Genomic DNA, 18293 nt, shown 5'->3' with positions numbered 1-18293 from the left:
AAATCCCACAGTCGCGCCAGGCACGACTGTGGGATCGATTTACTGCATTGCCTTACTTGATCCGCTGACCAGGCTTGGCGCCGCTGTCAGGGCTCAGCAGGTAGATTTCTTCACCGCCGGGGCCTGCCGCCATCACCATGCCTTCGGAAATCCCGAACTTCATTTTGCGCGGCTTGAGGTTGGCGATCATCATGGTCAGGCGACCATCGAGCTTGGACGGGTCCGGATAAGCGCTCTTGATCCCGGAGAATACGTTGCGCTGCTCGTCACCGATGTCCAGGGTCAGGCGCAACAGCTTGTCGGCGCCTTCCACGTGCTCGGCCTTGACGATCAGTGCGACGCGCAAATCGACTGCCGCGAAGGTGTCGAACTCGATTTCCGGCGACAACGGATCCTTGGTCAGTTCGCCGTTGCCGGCAGGTGCAACTTCGCCGGTGTCAGTTTGGCTGGCGGTCAGGTCTTCTTTCGAAGCGTCGGTCATGGCCTGCACTTTTACCGGGTCGATACGGGTCATCAGCGGCTTGAACTCGTTCAACTGATGGTTGGCGAGCAAGGTCGCGTGGTCGTTCCAGGTCAGCGGCGCGACGTTGAGGAACGCCTCGGCATCGGCGGCCAGCAGCGGCAGCACCGGCTTGAGGAAGATCACCAGTTGACGGAACAGGTTGACGCCGGTGGCGCAGATGGCCTGGACTTCTTCCTGTTTGCCTTCCTGCTTGTTCAGCGACCATGGCGCCTTGTCGGCGATCCAGGCGTTGGCACGGTCGGCCAGGCCCATGATCTCGCGCATGGCGCGGGCAAAGTCGCGGGCTTCATAGGCGTCGGCGATGCTTGGCGCGGCGGCCAGGAACGCTTCGGTCAGCTCCGGCGCGGCGTTGGTCTCGACCATCACCCCGGCATTGCCCTTGTTGATGAAGCCGGCGCAACGGCTGGCGATGTTGACGACTTTGCCGACCAGGTCGGAGTTGACCTTCTGCACGAAGTCTTCGAGGTTCAGGTCGAGGTCGTCGACGCCACGGCTCAGCTTGGCTGCGTAGTAGTAACGCAGGTATTCCGGCGACAGGTGGTCCAGGTAGGTACGGGCCTTGATGAAGGTGCCGCGGGACTTGGACATTTTCTGGCCGTTGACGGTCAGGTAGCCGTGCACGTTGATGCCGGTCGGCTTGCGGTAGCCCGCGCCTTCGAGCATGGCTGGCCAGAACAGGGCGTGGAAGTTGACGATGTCCTTGCCGATGAAGTGGTACAGCTCGGCGGTGGAATCCTTGCCCCAGAACGCGTCGAAATCCAGCTCCGGCGTGCGATCGCAGAGGTTCTTGAAGCTCGCCATGTAGCCGATCGGTGCGTCCAGCCACACGTAGAAATACTTGCCCGGCTCGTCGGGGATTTCAAAACCGAAGTACGGCGCATCGCGGGAGATATCCCACTGTTGCAGGCCGGCATCCAGCCATTCGGCGATCTTGTTGGCCACGGCGTCCTGCAGGGTGCCGCTGCGGGTCCAGGATTGCAGCATTTCCTGGAAGTCCGGCAACTTGAAGAAGAAGTGCTGGGAATCCTTGAGCACCGGGGTGGCGCCGGAAATAGCCGACTTCGGATCCTTCAGGTCAGTCGGTGCGTAGGTCGCGCCGCATTTTTCGCAGTTGTCGCCGTACTGGTCTTCGGTGCCGCATTTCGGGCAGGTGCCCTTGATGAAGCGGTCGGCCAGGAACATTTTCTTTTCCGGGTCGAAGTACTGGGTGATCGAACGCGTGGCGATGTGCCCAGCGTCGCGCAGCTTCAGGTAGATCTGGCTCGACAGCTCACGGTTTTCTTCGGCGTGAGTGGAGTGGAAATTGTCGAAGTCCACCAGGAACTCGGCAAAGTCGGCGCTGTGTTCAGCCTGGACGTTGGCGATCAGTTGTTCCGGGGTGATGCCTTCCTTTTCCGCGCGCAGCATGATCGCCGAGCCGTGGGCGTCGTCGGCGCAGACATAAATGCATTGGTTGCCGCGGTGCTTCTGGAAGCGCACCCACATATCGGTCTGGATGTATTCCAGCATGTGGCCAAGATGGATCGAACCATTGGCATAGGGCAGGGCGCTGGTGACGAGGATCTTGCGTGGCTCGGACATGGGGCTCGGCTACTTGATGAAACGGAGGTCGGCCACTATAAAGCGCTGGCAAAGATATTTCACCCCTGCAAATCGTTGCCGGGCATGCCGTCCGGAAGACAGAAGGGGTAGGATACCCGCCATCTTTTCCCAGTCTTGTTTCGGAGTTGCCCATGAGCGCCGTCAATCGCGCAGCGGTGGAAGCCGTCCTTCGCCAATACACCGACCCTTATCTGAACCAGGATCCGGTCAGCGCCGGGTGCGTGCGCAACATCGAGATCCAGGGCGAGCGCGTCAGCGTGCAGCTGGAGCTGGGTTATGCCGCCGGTCTGTTCAAGAGCGGTTGGGCGCAGATGCTGCAGATGGCCATTGAAGGCCTTGACGGTGTCAGCATTGCCCGCGTCGACATCACCAGTGTGATCGCCGCGCACAAGGCCCAGGCACAGATCCCGGGCCTGGCCAACGTCAAGAACGTCGTGGCCGTGGCTTCCGGCAAGGGCGGCGTGGGCAAGTCCACCACCGCCGCCAACCTTGCGCTGGCCCTGGCCCGCGAAGGCGCCAAGGTGGGGATTCTCGATGCGGACATCTACGGTCCGAGCCAGGGCATCATGTTCGGCATCGCCGAAGGCACCCGGCCGCAGATCAAGGACCAGAAATGGTTCGTGCCGATCCAGTCCCATGGTGTCGAAGTGATGTCCATGGCGTTCCTCACCGATGACAACACGCCGATGGTCTGGCGCGGGCCGATGGTCTCCGGCGCATTGTTGCAACTGGTGACACAAACCGCGTGGGGCGACCTGGATTACCTGGTCATCGACATGCCGCCAGGCACCGGTGACATCCAGCTGACCCTGGCGCAGAAAGTCCCGGTGGCCGGCGCGGTGATCGTGACCACGCCACAGGACCTGGCGTTGCTGGACGCGCGCAAGGGCGTGGAGATGTTCCGCAAGGTCAACATCCCGGTGCTGGGCGTGGTGGAAAACATGGCCGTGCACATCTGCTCGAACTGCGGGCATGCCGAGCATCTGTTCGGTGAGGGCGGCGGTGTGAAACTGGCCAATCAGTATGGCGTTGAGCTGCTGGCGTCGTTGCCGCTGGCGATGGCAATCCGCGAACAGGCCGATGGCGGCAAGCCAACGGTGATCGCCGAGCCGGACAGCCCGATTGCCCTGGTTTACCAGGAACTGGCCCGCCACGTCGGCGCGCGGATCGTGCTGCAGGAAGCCGCTACGCCGGCGATGCCGAACATCACCATCAGCGACGATTGATGATCTGAAACACAATCCCCTGTAGGAGCGAGCCTGCTCGCGATGGTGTGTCAGTCGACACAGTGGTGCCTGACCCACCATCGCGAGCAGGCTCGCTCCTACAGTTGTTGCGTTATTTTTAGATGCGCAACCCGCCATCCAACTCCAGAATCCGACCGGTGTAGTAGTCGTTTTCGAAGATGTAAACCGCCGATTGGGCGATTTCCTCAGGCTTACCCATGCGCTTGAGCGGAATCCCCGACGTTATCTTCTCCAGCGCCTCAGGTTTCATGCTCAGGGTCATTTCGGTTTCGATGAAGCCCGGCGCAATGCCGGCCACACGAATGCCGTAGCGCGCCAGTTCCTTGGCCCAGGTCACGGTGGCTGCAGCGACACCGGCCTTGGCGGCGGAGTAGTTGGTCTGGCCAACGTTGCCGGCGCGGGAAATCGACGAGATATTGATGATCGCGCCGCTGTTGTCGAGCTCGACCATTTTCGCCGCGACCTCACGGGTGCACAAGAAGACGCCGGTCAGGTTGACGTCGATGACCGACTGCCACTGGGCCAGGCTCATCTTGGTCATTTCACCATCCTTGACCTTGAGCAGCAGGCCGTCACGCAGGATCCCGGCGTTGTTGATCAGGCCATGGATCGCGCCGAAGTCGTCGGCGACCTGGGCGACCATGTGGCTCACCTGTTCTTCATTGGCCACGTTACACAGGTAGGCGCGGGCTTCGACCCCCAAGGCCGTGCAGGCAGCGACGGTGTCGTCGAGCTTTTCCTGATTGAGGTCCACGAGCGCCAGCTTCGCGCCCCTGGCGGCGAAATACTCGGCCATCGAGCGGCCTAAACCCTGGCAACCGCCTGTGATAATGATTACTTTGTCAGTGAGTTTCATTCGTATGCCCCCGGTAGCGGATCTGGTGGATTCCTTTTAGAGAGTCTCTCGATCTGCGCCTGAAATGGCCTGGCTGCACATGAGAACTGCCCCGATCGCGTACCGGGACTTTCCCGGGTCGCCCGTCCGTTTTTTAGACGGAATCTCTATAAGGAGTCATAAATTGAGCGTTGAAGCGGCCAAGAATGCCCGAGAATTGCTTCTCAAGGAATACCGTGGAGTGCTCTCGACGCATTCCAAGTCTATGCCAGGTTTTCCGTTTGGTTCTGTGGTGCCTTATTGCCTGGATGACGAGGGTCGACCGCTGATTTTGATCAGCCGCATCGCCCAACACACCCATAATCTGCAAAAAGACCCGAAATGCTCACTTTTTGTAGGGGAGCGTGGGGCCGAAGACGTGCAAGCCGTTGGTCGGCTGACCTACCTGGCCGAGGCAGAACAGCTTCAGGATGGGGCGGCCATCGAAGCGGCTGCTGAGCGTTATTACCGGTACTTCCCTGATTCGCAAAACTATCACCAGGCCCACGATTTCGATTTTTGGGTGCTCAAGCCTGTACGCCATCGGTACATCGGCGGTTTTGGTGCGATTCACTGGGTCAATGACCTGATCCTGGCCAACCCCTTTGCGGGCAAGGCCGAGGCGAGCATGGTCGAACACATGAACGCCGATCACGCCAAGGCCATTGCCCATTACGTCGACCTGGCCGGCCTGCCGAAAACCTCGCCGGCGCAGCTGGTCGGTATCGACAGCGAAGGTATGCACCTGCGCATCGGTCAAAGTCTCTACTGGCTGCGATTCCAGGCGCCATGTAATACGCCGACACAAGTTCGCGAAGCCTTGGTTTTCCTGGCTCACGCCGAACATTGGCCGAAAAATGCAGTGGCCGACGCTTGAATTCACGCAATGGCGACGTCATCTAGGGAAGACTGGCAAGGCATTCTTGCGTTGAGGAACCATTTGATGCGCCCTTTTTTGTTGCTCTTTCTGCTGTTCCCGGTGTTGGAGCTGTTCGTATTCGTCAAGGTGGCAGGGGCGATCGGGTTTTTCCCGGCCCTGCTGCTGATCATTCTCGGCTCGATGTTCGGTGTATTCGTGTTGCGCGTCGCCGGGCTGGCCACGGCGCTGCGTGCCCGTGAAAGCCTGAACCGTGGCGAGCTGCCGGCCCAGACCATGCTCGAGGGCCTGATGCTGGCGTTGGCCGGCGGCCTGTTGATCCTACCGGGCTTCATCAGCGATGTGCTCGGCCTGATCCTGCTACTGCCGATCAGCCGCCGCCTGCTGGCCAATAAAATGCGCCAGCGTGCCGAGGAGCAAGCGATCCGCCAGCGTGCGTTCGCCGATGACCTCCAGCCCCGTGGCGGTCCTGTGCCACGCGAGCCACTGAGCCGCGAGCCCGATGTGATCGAAGGCGAGTTCGAACACCGCGACACCAAGTAACACCCCTATCGACACGGCACCTTCGGGTGCCGTGTTCGTTTTCGGCAGATCGTCTTAAAAATTTTTCGATCTCCGCCCTTGTAATAAGCTTATGCGCCCTTATGTATCGGTCACCGCAAGGTTTCTGGTGATCACGCCAGACAGACTTCCGCGGTTCGCTCGACGAACCGCACCCGGCACCGCCGGACTTTGTTAAACCCGCCGGGACTACACCGGCCGATGAAAACCACAATTAGGAGAGATCGACAATGAAGCTTCGTCCTCTGCATGACCGCGTCGTCATCCGTCGCAGCGAAGAAGAAAAGAAAACCGCTGGCGGTATCGTCCTGCCAGGTTCGGCTGCTGAAAAAGCCAACAGCGGCGAAATCCTCGCTGTCGGCACCGGCCGCGTATTGGAAAACGGTGAAGTGCGTGCACTGTCCGTGAAAGTGGGCGACAAGGTTGTGTTCGGTCCTTACTCCGGCAGCAACACTGTGAAAGTCGACGGCGAAGACCTGCTGGTAATGAGCGAGAACGAAATCCTCGCTGTTATCGAAGGCTGATTCCCCGCTCATTTTCCCGTTACTACAAAGTATTTAAGGAATATCGATCATGGCTGCTAAAGAAGTTCTGTTTGGCGATTCCGCCCGCAAGAAAATGCTCAAAGGCGTCAACGTCCTGGCTGACGCGGTAAAAGCGACCCTGGGCCCGAAAGGCCGTAACGTGATCATCGAGAAGAGCTTCGGCGCTCCGACCATCACCAAGGACGGCGTTTCCGTAGCCAAGGAAATCGAACTCGAAGACCGTTTCGAAAACATGGGCGCGCAGCTGGTCAAAGACGTTGCCTCCCGTGCCAACGATGACGCAGGCGACGGCACCACCACCGCTACCGTTCTGGCTCAGTCTATCGTCAACGAAGGCCTGAAAGCCGTCGCTGCCGGCATGAACCCGATGGACCTGAAGCGCGGCATCGACAAGGCGACCATCGCCATCGTCAAAGAGCTGAAAAACCTGTCCAAGCCATGCGCTGACACCAAGGCAATCGCTCAGGTTGGCACCATCTCGGCCAACTCCGACAACTCCATCGGTGACATCATTGCCGAAGCCATGGAAAAAGTCGGTAAAGAAGGCGTGATCACCGTTGAAGAAGGCACTGGCCTGGAAAACGAACTGTCGGTTGTAGAAGGCATGCAGTTCGACCGTGGCTACCTGTCCCCGTACTTCGTCAACAAGCCGGAAACCATGGTTGCCGAGCTGGACAACCCGCTGGTTCTGCTGGTCGACAAAAAGATCTCGAACATCCGCGAAATGCTGCCAGTGCTGGAAGCCGTTGCCAAAGCCGGCCGTCCACTGCTGATCGTTTCCGAAGACGTTGAAGGCGAAGCCCTGGCGACTCTGGTCGTGAACAACATGCGTGGCATCGTTAAAGTCGCAGCCGTCAAGGCGCCAGGCTTCGGCGACCGCCGCAAGGCCATGCTGCAGGACATCGCCGTTCTGACCGGCGGTACCGTTATCTCCGAAGAGATCGGCCTGAGCCTGGAAGCAGCCACCCTGGATAACCTGGGCAGCGCCAAGCGTGTGACCATCTCCAAGGAAAACACCATCATCGTTGACGGTGCTGGCGTAGCAGGCGACATCGAGTCCCGCATTGCTCAGATCCGTGCTCAGGTTGCCGAAACTTCCTCGGACTACGACCGTGAGAAACTGCAAGAGCGTCTGGCCAAGCTGTCCGGCGGCGTTGCAGTGATCAAGGTTGGTGCTGGTTCCGAAGTAGAAATGAAAGAGAAGAAAGCCCGCGTTGAAGACGCCCTGCACGCTACCCGTGCAGCCGTTGAAGAAGGCGTGGTACCTGGCGGTGGCGTTGCGCTGATCCGCGCTCTGCAAACCCTGAACGATCTGAAAGGCGACAACGCTGATCAGGACGTAGGTATCGCCGTTCTGCGCCGTGCCGTTGAAGCACCGCTGCGTCAGATCGCTGCCAACAGCGGTGACGAGCCAAGCGTTGTGGTCAACGAAGTCAAGAACGGCAAAGGTAACTTCGGTTACAACGCTGCGACTGGCGAATACGGCGACATGATCGAAATGGGCATCCTGGACCCAACCAAGGTCACCCGTTCCGCGCTGCAAGCTGCATCGTCGATCGGCGGTCTGATCCTGACCACCGAAGCTGCTGTTGCTGAAGCGCCGAAGAAAGAAGGCGCAGCTGGCGGCGGCATGCCAGACATGGGCGGTATGGGCGGCATGGGCGGCATGATGTAAGCCAGCCTTACCCCTGTACTAAAAACCCCGTCTGCGAAAGCAGGCGGGGTTTTTTATTGCCTCCATTTTGAGAATCACACCAATCCCTTGTAGGAGCGAGGCTTGCCCGCGAAGGCGTCAGTTCAGGCGCCGACCGGCTCCGTTTTGCCTACGTGCTCAACCTTCACCGCTGGCTGGTACAAAATCCAATAATAAGACCCCAGGCAAATCAGCCAGCAGAACACCGCCGTCCACACGTTATGCGAGAAAAAATGCGCCCCCTGCAGCATGCGGCCAATGGAAAACACCGAGCCCAGGGCGAAAGCGAAAACCAGCGCCGCACGCGCCATGCGTGGGCGACGATCACGCAACACGAAGAACAGCGCAAACAGGGTGAAACCGGTCGCGGCATGACCGCCAGGCCAGCAACGCCCCGGTTTTTCCGTGGCCGGACGCGGGCTCAACAATTCGCTGTAGGTCTCGTGACCGCCGAATTGCTCAAGGCTCCACGGGCATTGCACCGCCGTCACCGCCTTCATCGGCGTGACGAAAGAAGTCGCCAGCCCCAAAGACAGCACCAGGCAGCCCAGTTCCCGCTTGAACGGTTTGAGCCGGGTCATGAAGAACGAACCGGCAAAACCGAGGATCGCCAGCACCGAGAAGGCGATGACCACTTGCTTGGCCCGATCGTGCAGGATGGTTTCCAGGAAGTAACTGTGCCGCCCGATGAAATTCCCGGCGACCGGGTCGTAGAACAGCCTGGCCAGGTCCATGTCCAGGGTCGTCAGTTCGAGCAATACCAAAATGATTGCTGTAAAGGCAGGAACACCCAGGCACACCCAGAAGTTGAGCGGTCGGGAAGCGGGGCGTGCAGAGATCGAAACCATGGCGAATCCTTGGTCAGTAAAATGTTCTTGAATACGCAGCCGCGCGGAGTCTGAGCTCTATCCTGTCGTCAGGCTGTGAACCGATAGTGAAAAAAACGTTGAGGCCTGGGCCGGACATTTCGCTTAACAGACGACTGCACACAACCCTGGCCCTGAGCCACACTTGGCCTTAAGCTGCGCGGGCCAAGACGGCCGTTACTGTGTACGGAGAAGGTGCCCATGCGAATTTTATTGGTTGAAGACAACCGCGATATCCTGGCCAATCTGGCTGATTACCTGGGACTCAAAGGCTATACCGTGGATTGTGCACAGGACGGTTTGTCGGGCCTGCATCTGGCGGCCACCGAGCATTACGACTTGATCGTGCTCGATATCATGCTGCCCGGCATCGACGGTTATACCCTGTGCAAGCGCCTGCGCGAAGACGCCCGGCGCGACACGCCGGTGATCATGCTCACCGCGCGCGATCAACTGGACGACCGCCTGCAGGGCTTCAAATCCGGTGCCGACGATTACCTGATCAAACCCTTCGCCTTGTCTGAACTGGCGGCGCGGGTCGAAGCCGTGATGCGGCGCACCCAGGGCGGCGGTCGCCGGACCTTGCAGGTCGGCGACCTGAGTTATGACCTCGACACGCTGGAAGTCTCCCGCGAAGGCCGATTGCTCAAGCTCAATCCGGTAGGCCTGAAGTTGCTGGCGGTGCTGATGCAAAAAAGCCCGCATGTACTGCGCCGCGAAATTCTCGAAGAGGCCCTGTGGGGCGATGACTGCCCGGACAGCGACAGCCTGCGCAGCCACGTCCATCAATTGCGCCAGGTGATCGACAAGCCGTTCGCAAAACCGCTGCTGCACACCGTTCATGGTGTGGGTTACCGCCTGGCCGAGGGGCGTGATGGAGTTTAGACAGAGCCTTGCTCAACGGATCATCATTGCCTTTGCGCTGATGAGCGCACTGGTGGCGGGTGCCTTTGCCATGGGCATCGTCGCCACTGTTCACCTGGTGGAAGAAAAACTGATCTCGGCGGGCCTGGGCGGCGATTTGCAGCGCCTGTTGCTGATGGACAACGTCTCGGACTGGAGCCATCGCCCGGAACCGGACCAGTTGTTCTATTTCAGCGGCGGGCCGGGTGATTTCGAGTTGCCCAAGGACTTGCGGCACCTGGACTCGGGGTTTCACGAAGTCTTTCGCGAGCAGCTGTCGTACCACGCGATGGTCGAGATCGTCGATGGCCGGCGGTATGTGCTGTTGCAGGACCAGAGTGACTTCGAAGAACGCGAGCGGGTGCTGTTTGCCGTAGTGCTGGTGGGCTTCGTGCTGAGTCTGGCGCTGGCGGTGTTCCTCGGCTGGGTGCTGGCCCGCAAGGTAATGGCGCCGGTGGTAAGGCTGGCGCGCCAGGTACGTCATCGCGATCAGTTGCTGGGGCTGGCACCGCCACTGGCGCCGGATTATGCGGCCGATGAAGTGGGCGAGCTGGCCGTGGCCTTCGACGCTACCCTTGGCCGTTTGCGCCAGGCGTTGACCCGCGAACGCATGTTCACCAGTGACGTCAGCCATGAACTGCGTACGCCCTTGATGGTGCTAGCCAGTTCCTGCGAGTTGTTGTTGGAAAACCCCGGTATCGATCAGCGCGGCCGTGCCCAGGTAGAGCGAATTGCCCGCGCCAGTGAGGAAATGCGCGAGTTGGTACAAACCTTCCTGATGCTCGCCCGCACCCAGCGCGAAGACGCCGGCATGTCTGCGCAGCAGACGCTGGGCGAAGTGGCCGATGGCTTGATCAACCTGTGGCGCGAACCGATCGAGGCCAAAGGTCTCAAGTTGATCGTGGACCAGGGAACCCCCAACAAAACTCGTTACAACGCAACGCTCCTGCATGCGGTCATGGGCAACCTGCTGCGTAACGCTCTGCATTACACCGACCGGGGGTTTATCCGCCTGAGCCTGATGCCCATGGGGTTCATGGTCGAGGACAGTGGCGTAGGCATTCCCGAGGAAAAACGCGAAGCGATGTTCGAGCCTTTCGTGCGAGGCAGCGAGAAACGCGGAGAGGGTCTCGGGCTTGGGCTATCGTTAGTACAACGGATTTGTGAAAACCAGGGCTGGAGTGTCAGCCTGACGACCATGGAACCCAATGGCTGTCGTTTTCAGGTCCAGTTCAATGCATCGACCGTGAGTTGATGGCCGCTGAAAGGTTGATTGAAATCGCTGCCTTGTAATACCTCGAAATGATTCGAGGTACTCATGACAAATTTTTCACAATCGCATGACCTGAACCTCACACATCGCTACCTAAGGTGGTCGGTATCAGAGCTCAGGAGATTGATGATGGTGGATGGCCCGATCAAACTGGATTTTTCCAACAAATACGACGATCAACACGCCCAACGTTACTTGCGCAAGCACAAGGATGGCGTGGGTCGCCGCTTGTCTCACTGGCGCGATGAGCAGATGGCGCGCAAGGCGTTGACGTTGGTCGGCGAACCGGGCCTGGTCCTGGATCTGCCCTGTGGCGCGGGGCGCTTCTGGCCGTTGCTGGCGGAAAAACCCAACCGCGTGATCATCGGTGCCGACAATTCCGAGTCCATGATCAAGATCGCTACACAGTCGCAACCGGCTGAAGTGGTGAAACGGGTACAACCCTTGCAGACGTCTGCGTTCGACATCGCCTTGCCGGATAACGCCGTCGACAGTATTTTCTGCATGCGTTTGCTCCACCACATCGGTGAAGCCGAGCATCGACTGGCGATTTTGCGCGAATTCGAGCGCGTCAGCCGTGACAGCGTCATCCTCTCGCTGTGGGTCGACGGCAACTTCAAAGCCTGGAAACGCAAGCGCGCGGAGAAAACCCGTGGGCAGGAAGGTTACCAGAATCGATTTGTGTTACCGGTGGCTACCGTAGAAAAAGAGTTTGAGCAGGCAGGTTTCCGTATTCAGGAACGTATCGACTTTTTGCCGCTCTATGCCATGTGGCGAGTTTATGTATTGCGCAAGAGGTAACAGATGGCAGAGCAGTGTGCAGCAGGATCGGACGTCGCTTCCCAGGACCCATTCGATTACTACTGGAATCAGCGCGGTGAATGGGTGGAAGAACCCAATGTTCGGCGCGGTGGTGAGAGTGGCGTGCAGCGCCTCATGGGCAGTGACGGACAACTGCTTTACGTAAAACGCCAGACCGGCCATATCCATCGCGGTCTTTTGCACCCTTTCGGACGGCCGACGGTGTTGCGCGAGCGTGATGCACTCACCGGCCTGCGTCTGCTCGATGTGCGGGTTCCGGAAATCGTTTTCTGTGGTGCGCAACGCGATCCCGTGCACAAATGGCGCGCATTGCTGGTGACCAAGTCCCTGGACGGCTTCGAGGAAATCGAGCATTGGTATGCCGGTGGTGGACGCGAGCGCCATGGCGAGGCTGTGCACGATCGTGTGCTCAAGGACCTGGCCGAGAACCTGGCGCGGATGCACAAGGGGCGTTGGCAGCACAGCTGCATCTATATCAAGCACGTATTCGTTCGCGTCACCGGTGAGGGCGAGGCTGCTAAAGTCGAGGTTGCCTTGATCGATCTGGAGAAGTGCCGGCAGCGATTGAGCGCTCGGCAGGCGGCCGCGCATGACATGAAACAGCTGCGCCGCCACTCGTCATTCAGCGCGACGGACTGGAAGAAACTCGTCTATTTTTATGAGACGGCGTTTGGCAGCGCTATCAAAGGTTTATAGAAATGAAACTTGAAGTTGCGCGAGGTTTGTTTCTGGTAGGAGCCTTGGCAGTTGCTTCACTCGCGGTGGCCGCATGGGAGCAGCCCCGCACGCAAGTCCTCAGTTCAGTACACAGTGACGCGCACTGTCCGTTGCCACGGGTTGCCAAGGCATCCGTCGCGACTCAACCCGATCATGATTTGTTGCTGTTCATGTTCGGGCTTTCTCAAGGACTGAGGCCGCAAAGTTGAACAGATTGAAGCCCAAATAAAAGGCCTCGCTGATGCGAGGCCTTTTTTGTTACAGAGCGTGGGAACGATCTTGGCGTGAGGGTTTATCGGGTTTTGCCAGTAGGGTATACACACACGGCAGCACAAACAGGGTAAACAACGTCCCAATCGACATCCCCGTGGCGATAACCGTACCTATATCGAACCGGCTCACCGCCCCCGCCCCCGTGGCGATGATCAAGGGCACCATGCCGAACACCATTGCCGCCGTAGTCATCAACACCGGACGCAGACGAATGGCCGCGGCTTCCTCCACCGCCTCGCGGGGCGTCAGGCCCTTGTCCTTGCGCAGCTGGTTGGCGAATTCGACGATCAGGATCCCGTGCTTGCTGATCAGGCCGATCAACGTCACCAACCCGACCTGGGTATAGATGTTCATGCTCGACCAGCCGAGGAACAGCGGCAGCAAGGCGCCGCAGATCGACAGCGGGACGGTCACCAGGATCACCAACGGGTCGCGGAAGCTTTCGAACTGGGCAGCCAGTACCAGGAAAATGATCGCCAGTGCCAGGCCGAAGGTCACCCATAGCGCACTGCCTTCCTGAACGTACTGCCGCGATGCACCGGCATAGTCGAAGGCAAAGCCCGCCGGCGCTTCTTCCCGGGCGATCTGCCGCACCGCGTCGATGGCTTCACCCATGCTGACCAGCGGCACCCCGGAAAGGATCGCCGAGTTGAGTTGCTGGAACTGGTTCAGTTGCCGAGGGCGCGCCCGGTCGGTCACGGTGATCAGGGTCGAGAGGGCGAGCAGTTCGCCCTGGGTGTTCTTGACGTAGTAGTTGTTCAGCCAGTCAGGGTTGTCCCGGAAGGGCCGCTCGACCTGGGCGATGACTTTGTAACTGCGGCCATCAACGGTGAAACGGTTGATTTCCGCCTCCCCCAGCAAGGTCGCGAGTGTCCCGCCCAGATCCTGCATCGACACGCCCATCTGGGCAGCCTTGGCACGGTCGATATCCACCACCACTTCGGGCTTGTCGAAGGCCAGGTCGACGTCGACGAAGGCGAATTTGCCCGACTCCATCGCGCGCTTTTTCACCCGATCAACCACTTGCAGCAGCAACTCGTAGTCGTTGGCGGTGTTGATCACGAACTGGAACGGCAGACCCTCGCCCGTGCCCGGCAGGGAAGGCAGGTTGAAGCCGAAAACCTGCAAGCCTGAAATGCTCTCCAGCTTGGCCTGAACCTCGGGCAGGATCTCCATCTGAGTTCGGCTGCGCTCGTTCCAGGGCTTGAGCAGGAAACCGCCGATCCCCGATTGCACACCGTTGAAGCCGTTGATCTGGAACGACGAGTAGTACTCGGGAAACGCCTTGAAGATCGCGATGAATTCGTCGGTGTAGGTGTTCAAGTAGTCGAGATTGGTCGGTTGCGGGGCGTTGGCCAGCATGAAAATGATGCCCTGGTCCTCCTCCGGCGCCAGTTCCGACTTGGTGAACTTGAGCAGCACGGGAATCAGGCACAGCACGATCACCGCGAACACCAGCACCACCGGCCGGGTGTTGAGGGTGCCGTGCAGCATTGTCTGGTAACGGCGCTTCAGGCCTTCGAAAATCAGGTCCAGGCGATGGGCCAGGCCCGTGGGGTTTTCATCGTGACGCAACAGCAGGGCGCACATCATCGGCGACAGGGTCAGGGCGACGATGCCGGAGATCACCACCGCACCGGCCAGGGTCAGGGCGAACTCCTTGAACAACGCCCCGGTAAGGCCCGTCAGGAAGCCGATGGGCGCATACACCGCCGCCAGGGTGATGGTCATCGAGACAACCGGCATGGCGATTTCCCGGGCGCCTTCTATGGCGGCGTCCAGCGGTGTCTTGCCTTCCTCGATGTGGCGGTGGATGTTTTCCACCACCACGATGGCGTCGTCCACCACCAGGCCGATGGCCAGCACCATCGCCAGCAGGGTCAGCAGGTTCAGGGAGTAACCCATCATCTGCATGAAGAACATCACGCCGATCATGGACAGCGGAATGGTGACTACCGGGATCACCACCGAGCGCAACGCACCGAGGAACAGGAACACCACCACAATCACGATCAGCACCGCTTCGAACAGGGTCTTCACCACCTCATCGATCGATGCCTGGATGAACAGCGTCGCGTCGTAGGCGATTTCCCCCTTGAGATTCGGCGGCAACTGGGCCTCCAGCTCCGGCATGATCTTGCGCACTTCCTTGATCACGTCCAGCGGGTTGGCCGCTGGCGTGGCCTTGATGCCGATGTACACCGAGGGCGTACCGCCGAACGAGCTGATGGAGTCGTAGTTTTCCGCCCCCATCTCGACCCGCGCGACATCGCGCAGCAGCACGCGACTGTCACCCTCAACCTTGAGCGGGATCGCGGCGAAGGCTTCGGCTGATTTGAGTTCAGTGTTGGCGTTGATGCTGGTGACCACGTACTCGCCCTTCAATTCACCAGCGGCGGAAAGGAAGTTGTACTGGCGCACCGCGTTGGTCACGTCGCTGGCGCTCAGGCCGAAGCCGGCCAGCTTCGCCGGGTCCAGCCACAGGCGCATGGCGAATACCTGGTTGCCGAGAATCTCGGCTTCGGCCATGCCCGGCAGGGTCGCCAGTTTCGGCTGGATGACCCGCGACAGGTAGTCGGTAATCTGCGGGTTGCTCAGTTCCTTGCTGAAGAAACTGATGTACATCAGCGCCGAGGCATCGGCGGCTTCCTTGCTCAGCACCGGGTCTTCGGCATCCTGGGGCAGCTGGTTCTTGACCTCGTTGGCCTTGGCCAGCAGCTCGGTGAACAAACGGTCGGTGTTGGAGCCAATGCGCGCATAGATCGAGATCACCGAGAAATTCTGGCGACTGACCGAGGTCATGTAGTCGATACCCTCGGCGCTGGCGAGGCTCTGCTGCAACGGTTGCGTGATGTAGCCCTGGATGGTTTCGGCGTTGGCCCCGGGGTACGCGGTGGTGACCGTGATCAGGGCATTTTCCATTTGCGGGTATTGACGCAGAGGCAACTTGCTCCAGGCCTGGAAACCCAGTAGCACAATCAACAGGCTGACCACGGTGGCGAGCACCGGGCGACGGATGAACGGGTCGGTAAAAGCCATTGGGGGTTCCTTGATCAGTCCGCGCGTGGCTGACTGTTCTTATCGGCCAGGGTCTTGTCGTCGCTGATGGCGATGTGCGCTCCGTTGTCCAGTTTGATCTGGCCGGCCGTGACCACTTTTTCGCCGTTGCGCACGCCTTTGCTGATCACCACCTGACCGTCGCGGCGTTCACCGGTTTCAATGAACCGCCGTTCGGCGATCAGTACCGGTTGGCCCTTGTCGTCTTTTTCCAGGCTGCCGTCTTCGGCCTTTTTCTCTGCAACGACATACAGGGAGTTGCCGTAGAGCGTGTAGGTGATCGCGCTTTCCGGCACGACGATGCTCGGTCGTGGGTTGGGCAACATCACCTGCAGGCTGGCGAACATGCCGGGAAGCAATTTGCCATCGGGGTTGGCCAGGGTCGCGCGGACCTGCATGTTGCGCGTGCTGTTTTCCAGTTTCGGATTGATTGCACTGATGGTGCCCGGGAAGGTCTGGGACGGGTAGGCCGCGACGATGATTTCAACCGGCTGGCCGAGGGCGATCTTCGGCACCGATTGCTCGGGCACGAAAAAGTCGACGTAGAGGCTGCTGAGGTCTTGCAGGGTGGCGATCATGGTGCCACTGGCCAGGTAGTCGCCAACGTCCACCTGACGAATGCCGATGGTCCCGCTGAAGGGGGCGGCGATGCTTTTTTTGCCGAGCGCTGCCTTGAGTTGATTGACCGTGGCCTTGCTCTTCTTCAGTACCGCCGACAGTCGATCGAACTCGCCTTTGGAAATGGCCTGGCTGCCCACCAGCTGGCTACCGCGACCGTAATCGAGTTGGGCCAGCCCGAGGTCAGCCAGGGCGGTTTCGAGCAAGGCGCTTTCCACGGCGCTGTCCAGGCGCAGCAGTGGTTGGCCGGCCTTGACCTTCTGCCCGGACTCGAACTGCAAATCGACGACCGTGCCGTCGGTCTCCAGGCTCAGGTCTACGCCTTGCAGTGCCTTGAGGGTGCCTACGGTAGGCAGGCGCGCTTGCCATGGCTGTTCGGTGGCGGTGGCCACGGCGACGCTGATCGGCGGTTTGGGCGCAGAGAAGCCTTGGATCATCGTGTAGATGGAGAAGGCTTTATACCCGGCCAGCACCAGCACGATCAGCAGAACAACCCCCAACATGATCAGCATGCGGCGACGCAGCATATTTCCAGTTCCTTGGAGAAAATCAGGTGAGACAGTAGGGCACATTACCGCGAGTGGAAGCGTGAATCCAACTGGCACTTGTTACAGGCAGGCGCAAACCCTGTAGGAGCGAAGCTTGCTCGCGAAGGCAGTATGTCAGTCAACACGATGTTGAATGTGCGGCCGTCTTCGCGAGCAAGCTTCGCTCCTACAGGGAGTGAGGTGTTCAGATCAGGTGCAGGTGGTTGTCCCAGAGCCCTGCCGGCAGCTCCAGCGGTTTTGCAACCAGGTTTGTCTGACGGCAATCGTAGTACCGGCAACGCCCCTGGCCGGAGGTCACGACGAATCCATCGGCTACCGCGCCCACCCCGGCGCAATCGGGCAATGGCGCGTCCAGGCGCACTTCGCCGCTGTCCAGGTCCCAGATGAAAAAGCGGTTGCCCCGAGGCGCGGTCAACGCGACCAGGCGCAGGTCGCTGTGCACCGCAACGCTGGCGGTATAGTGCCCCATGGCCTGCAATTGATGCTCGGGCACCGGGAACGCCACGAACGGCTGGCCGGGACGCTTGATCGCCAGCAGCTCCGAATGCTCGTGAGCCGCCCCCATGAATTGCTGGCCGGCGACGATGGTGCCATCGCTGGCAATGCCCAGGTGCCGCACGCTGTTCATCTGCTGGCCGAGGGTTTCCTTGCTCAGCAGGGTGCCGTCGCGCTGCATCAGGACCAGGCTTGGCTCCATGGCGTTGAGGTTCATCTCGACCCGGCTTTCGGCTTCGGTGCGGATGCCGCCGTTGGCCACCACCAGGGTTTCGCCGTCGGGCATCCACGACACTTGATGCGGGCCGATGCCGTGGGTGGAAATCTCGCCGCTATGGACCAGGCGTTCGCCTTCGAACTTGTACACACCGAGCAGGCCGCGACCCGGATCGGTGGTGTCGTTTTCGGTGGCGTACAGCCAGTCGCCGCTGTGGTGGATCACCGCGTGACCGTAGAAGTGCCGGTTGGGCCGCGAGGTCACCGTTTGCAGCAACGTGCCGTCACGCAGGTCGATCAGGTAGCTCTCGGTGCCCGGACGCCGGGCAACGAACAGCGCGATCGGCAATGCCGGGTGGTTGATGATGTCATGGCAGCGCTGGCCGACCTGGGTGGCAAACACGCGGGTGCCGTCCAGCCGGTAACCGACGGCGTAGTGCTTGCCGTCGGTATCGTCCCGCGCCGAGAGCAGCAGCGGGCTTTGATCCTTGCGCTTGAACAGCGTCCAGCCGCCCAGTGTCACTGCTCCTAGCAGCAAACTCCCTAATGTCAGAGCCTGGCGTCGCAGCATGTCACTTGCCCT

General features: G+C 60.0%; 16 protein-coding genes. 10 read left to right on the top strand and 6 right to left on the bottom strand.

Features of this window, described 5'->3' with window-relative positions:
• Positions 1 to 52: 52 nt before the first annotated feature.
• Entirely contained in the window at positions 53 to 2104 is a 2052-nt protein-coding gene (gene metG, locus OH720_RS26500; RefSeq protein WP_272603479.1) for a methionine--tRNA ligase, read from the bottom strand.
• A gap of 152 nt (positions 2105 to 2256) precedes the next feature.
• On the opposite strand from metG, the gene apbC reads away from it, so the two are divergent.
• A complete protein-coding gene (apbC, locus tag OH720_RS26495) occupies positions 2257 to 3351 on the top strand; it encodes an iron-sulfur cluster carrier protein ApbC (RefSeq protein ID WP_272603478.1) in 1095 nt (364 codons plus the stop codon).
• Between the two features lie 118 nt (positions 3352 to 3469).
• On the opposite strand, the gene OH720_RS26490 is transcribed toward apbC, so the two are convergent.
• The gene (locus OH720_RS26490) at positions 3470 to 4228 is read right to left on the bottom strand and encodes an SDR family oxidoreductase (RefSeq protein WP_272603477.1); all 759 of its coding nucleotides are present in this window, start codon (positions 4226 to 4228) and stop codon (positions 3470 to 3472) included.
• Between the two features lie 163 nt (positions 4229 to 4391).
• On the opposite strand from OH720_RS26490, the gene OH720_RS26485 reads away from it, so the two are divergent.
• The 4 genes from OH720_RS26485 (at position 4392) to groL (ending at position 7904) form a co-directional block, all read left to right on the top strand.
• Positions 4392 to 5123 (top strand): HugZ family pyridoxamine 5'-phosphate oxidase, encoded by a 732-nt coding sequence (locus OH720_RS26485; RefSeq protein ID WP_272606526.1) that lies wholly within the window; start codon positions 4392 to 4394, stop codon positions 5121 to 5123.
• A gap of 66 nt (positions 5124 to 5189) precedes the next feature.
• Positions 5190 to 5666 carry an FxsA family protein gene (locus OH720_RS26480; RefSeq protein WP_272603476.1) on the top strand — a complete coding sequence of 159 codons (477 nt, stop codon included), beginning with the start codon at positions 5190 to 5192 and terminating at the stop codon, positions 5664 to 5666.
• 248 nt (positions 5667 to 5914) lie between these two features.
• Positions 5915 to 6208 carry a co-chaperone GroES gene (locus OH720_RS26475; protein WP_007985847.1) on the top strand — a complete coding sequence of 98 codons (294 nt, stop codon included), beginning with the start codon at positions 5915 to 5917 and terminating at the stop codon, positions 6206 to 6208.
• A gap of 49 nt (positions 6209 to 6257) precedes the next feature.
• Positions 6258 to 7904, top strand: a complete 1647-nt coding sequence (gene groL, locus OH720_RS26470) for a chaperonin GroEL (protein WP_008057554.1) — start codon at positions 6258 to 6260, stop codon at positions 7902 to 7904.
• A gap of 122 nt (positions 7905 to 8026) precedes the next feature.
• On the opposite strand, the gene OH720_RS26465 is transcribed toward groL, so the two are convergent.
• The gene (locus OH720_RS26465) at positions 8027 to 8770 is read right to left on the bottom strand and encodes a phosphatase PAP2 family protein (RefSeq protein WP_272603475.1); all 744 of its coding nucleotides are present in this window, start codon (positions 8768 to 8770) and stop codon (positions 8027 to 8029) included.
• Between the two features lie 219 nt (positions 8771 to 8989).
• Between OH720_RS26465 and colR the strand changes: the two genes are divergently transcribed.
• The 5 genes from colR to OH720_RS26440 all read left to right on the top strand — a co-directional run bounded on the left by colR (position 8990) and on the right by OH720_RS26440 (position 12712).
• Positions 8990 to 9673, top strand: a complete 684-nt coding sequence (gene colR / locus OH720_RS26460; protein ID WP_272603474.1) for a two-component system response regulator ColR — start codon at positions 8990 to 8992, stop codon at positions 9671 to 9673.
• Entirely contained in the window at positions 9663 to 10946 is a 1284-nt protein-coding gene (locus OH720_RS26455) for a sensor histidine kinase (RefSeq protein WP_008057557.1), read from the top strand. Before colR ends, OH720_RS26455 begins: the two co-directional genes overlap by 11 nt.
• A 150-nt stretch (positions 10947 to 11096) precedes the next feature.
• A complete protein-coding gene (locus OH720_RS26450; RefSeq protein ID WP_272606525.1) occupies positions 11097 to 11765 on the top strand; it encodes a class I SAM-dependent methyltransferase in 669 nt (222 codons plus the stop codon).
• A gap of 3 nt (positions 11766 to 11768) precedes the next feature.
• Positions 11769 to 12482, top strand: coding sequence for a lipopolysaccharide kinase InaA family protein (locus OH720_RS26445; RefSeq protein ID WP_272603473.1), 714 nt, complete (start codon positions 11769 to 11771; stop codon positions 12480 to 12482).
• Positions 12483 to 12484: 2 nt separating this feature from the next.
• A complete protein-coding gene (locus OH720_RS26440) occupies positions 12485 to 12712 on the top strand; it encodes a hypothetical protein (protein WP_081504798.1) in 228 nt (75 codons plus the stop codon).
• Between the two features lie 49 nt (positions 12713 to 12761).
• Here the strand turns inward: OH720_RS26440 and OH720_RS26435 are convergent, their stop codons facing one another.
• From OH720_RS26435 to OH720_RS26425, 3 genes are all read right to left on the bottom strand, one after another.
• Positions 12762 to 15815: a multidrug efflux RND transporter permease subunit gene (locus tag OH720_RS26435; RefSeq protein ID WP_272603472.1), complete on the bottom strand. Its 3054-nt coding sequence runs from the start codon at positions 15813 to 15815 to the stop codon at positions 12762 to 12764.
• A gap of 14 nt (positions 15816 to 15829) precedes the next feature.
• The gene (locus tag OH720_RS26430; RefSeq protein ID WP_272603471.1) at positions 15830 to 16978 is read right to left on the bottom strand and encodes an efflux RND transporter periplasmic adaptor subunit; all 1149 of its coding nucleotides are present in this window, start codon (positions 16976 to 16978) and stop codon (positions 15830 to 15832) included.
• A gap of 205 nt (positions 16979 to 17183) precedes the next feature.
• Positions 17184 to 18281, bottom strand: coding sequence for a DUF1513 domain-containing protein (locus OH720_RS26425; RefSeq protein ID WP_272603470.1), 1098 nt, complete (start codon positions 18279 to 18281; stop codon positions 17184 to 17186).
• Positions 18282 to 18293: the final 12 nt, after the last annotated feature.

It is taken from the genome of Pseudomonas sp. WJP1, assembly GCF_028471945.1.
GTDB lineage: Bacteria > Pseudomonadota > Gammaproteobacteria > Pseudomonadales > Pseudomonadaceae > Aquipseudomonas.
This window is presented reverse-complemented; position numbering and strand designations above follow the sequence as displayed.

Coding starts and splice junctions, on each gene's coding strand:
- metG (WP_272603479.1), bottom strand. CDS start 2,104: ATGTCCGAGCCACGCAAGATCCTCGTCACCAGCGCCCTGCCCTATGCC.
- apbC (WP_272603478.1), top strand. CDS start 2,257: ATGAGCGCCGTCAATCGCGCAGCGGTGGAAGCCGTCCTTCGCCAATAC.
- OH720_RS26490 (WP_272603477.1), bottom strand. CDS start 4,228: ATGAAACTCACTGACAAAGTAATCATTATCACAGGCGGTTGCCAGGGT.
- OH720_RS26480 (WP_272603476.1), top strand. CDS start 5,190: ATGCGCCCTTTTTTGTTGCTCTTTCTGCTGTTCCCGGTGTTGGAGCTG.
- OH720_RS26475 (WP_007985847.1), top strand. CDS start 5,915: ATGAAGCTTCGTCCTCTGCATGACCGCGTCGTCATCCGTCGCAGCGAA.
- groL (WP_008057554.1), top strand. CDS start 6,258: ATGGCTGCTAAAGAAGTTCTGTTTGGCGATTCCGCCCGCAAGAAAATG.
- OH720_RS26465 (WP_272603475.1), bottom strand. CDS start 8,770: ATGGTTTCGATCTCTGCACGCCCCGCTTCCCGACCGCTCAACTTCTGG.
- colR (WP_272603474.1), top strand. CDS start 8,990: ATGCGAATTTTATTGGTTGAAGACAACCGCGATATCCTGGCCAATCTG.
- OH720_RS26455 (WP_008057557.1), top strand. CDS start 9,663: ATGGAGTTTAGACAGAGCCTTGCTCAACGGATCATCATTGCCTTTGCG.
- OH720_RS26445 (WP_272603473.1), top strand. CDS start 11,769: ATGGCAGAGCAGTGTGCAGCAGGATCGGACGTCGCTTCCCAGGACCCA.
- OH720_RS26440 (WP_081504798.1), top strand. CDS start 12,485: ATGAAACTTGAAGTTGCGCGAGGTTTGTTTCTGGTAGGAGCCTTGGCA.
- OH720_RS26435 (WP_272603472.1), bottom strand. CDS start 15,815: ATGGCTTTTACCGACCCGTTCATCCGTCGCCCGGTGCTCGCCACCGTG.
- OH720_RS26430 (WP_272603471.1), bottom strand. CDS start 16,978: ATGCTGCGTCGCCGCATGCTGATCATGTTGGGGGTTGTTCTGCTGATC.
- OH720_RS26425 (WP_272603470.1), bottom strand. CDS start 18,281: ATGCTGCGACGCCAGGCTCTGACATTAGGGAGTTTGCTGCTAGGAGCA.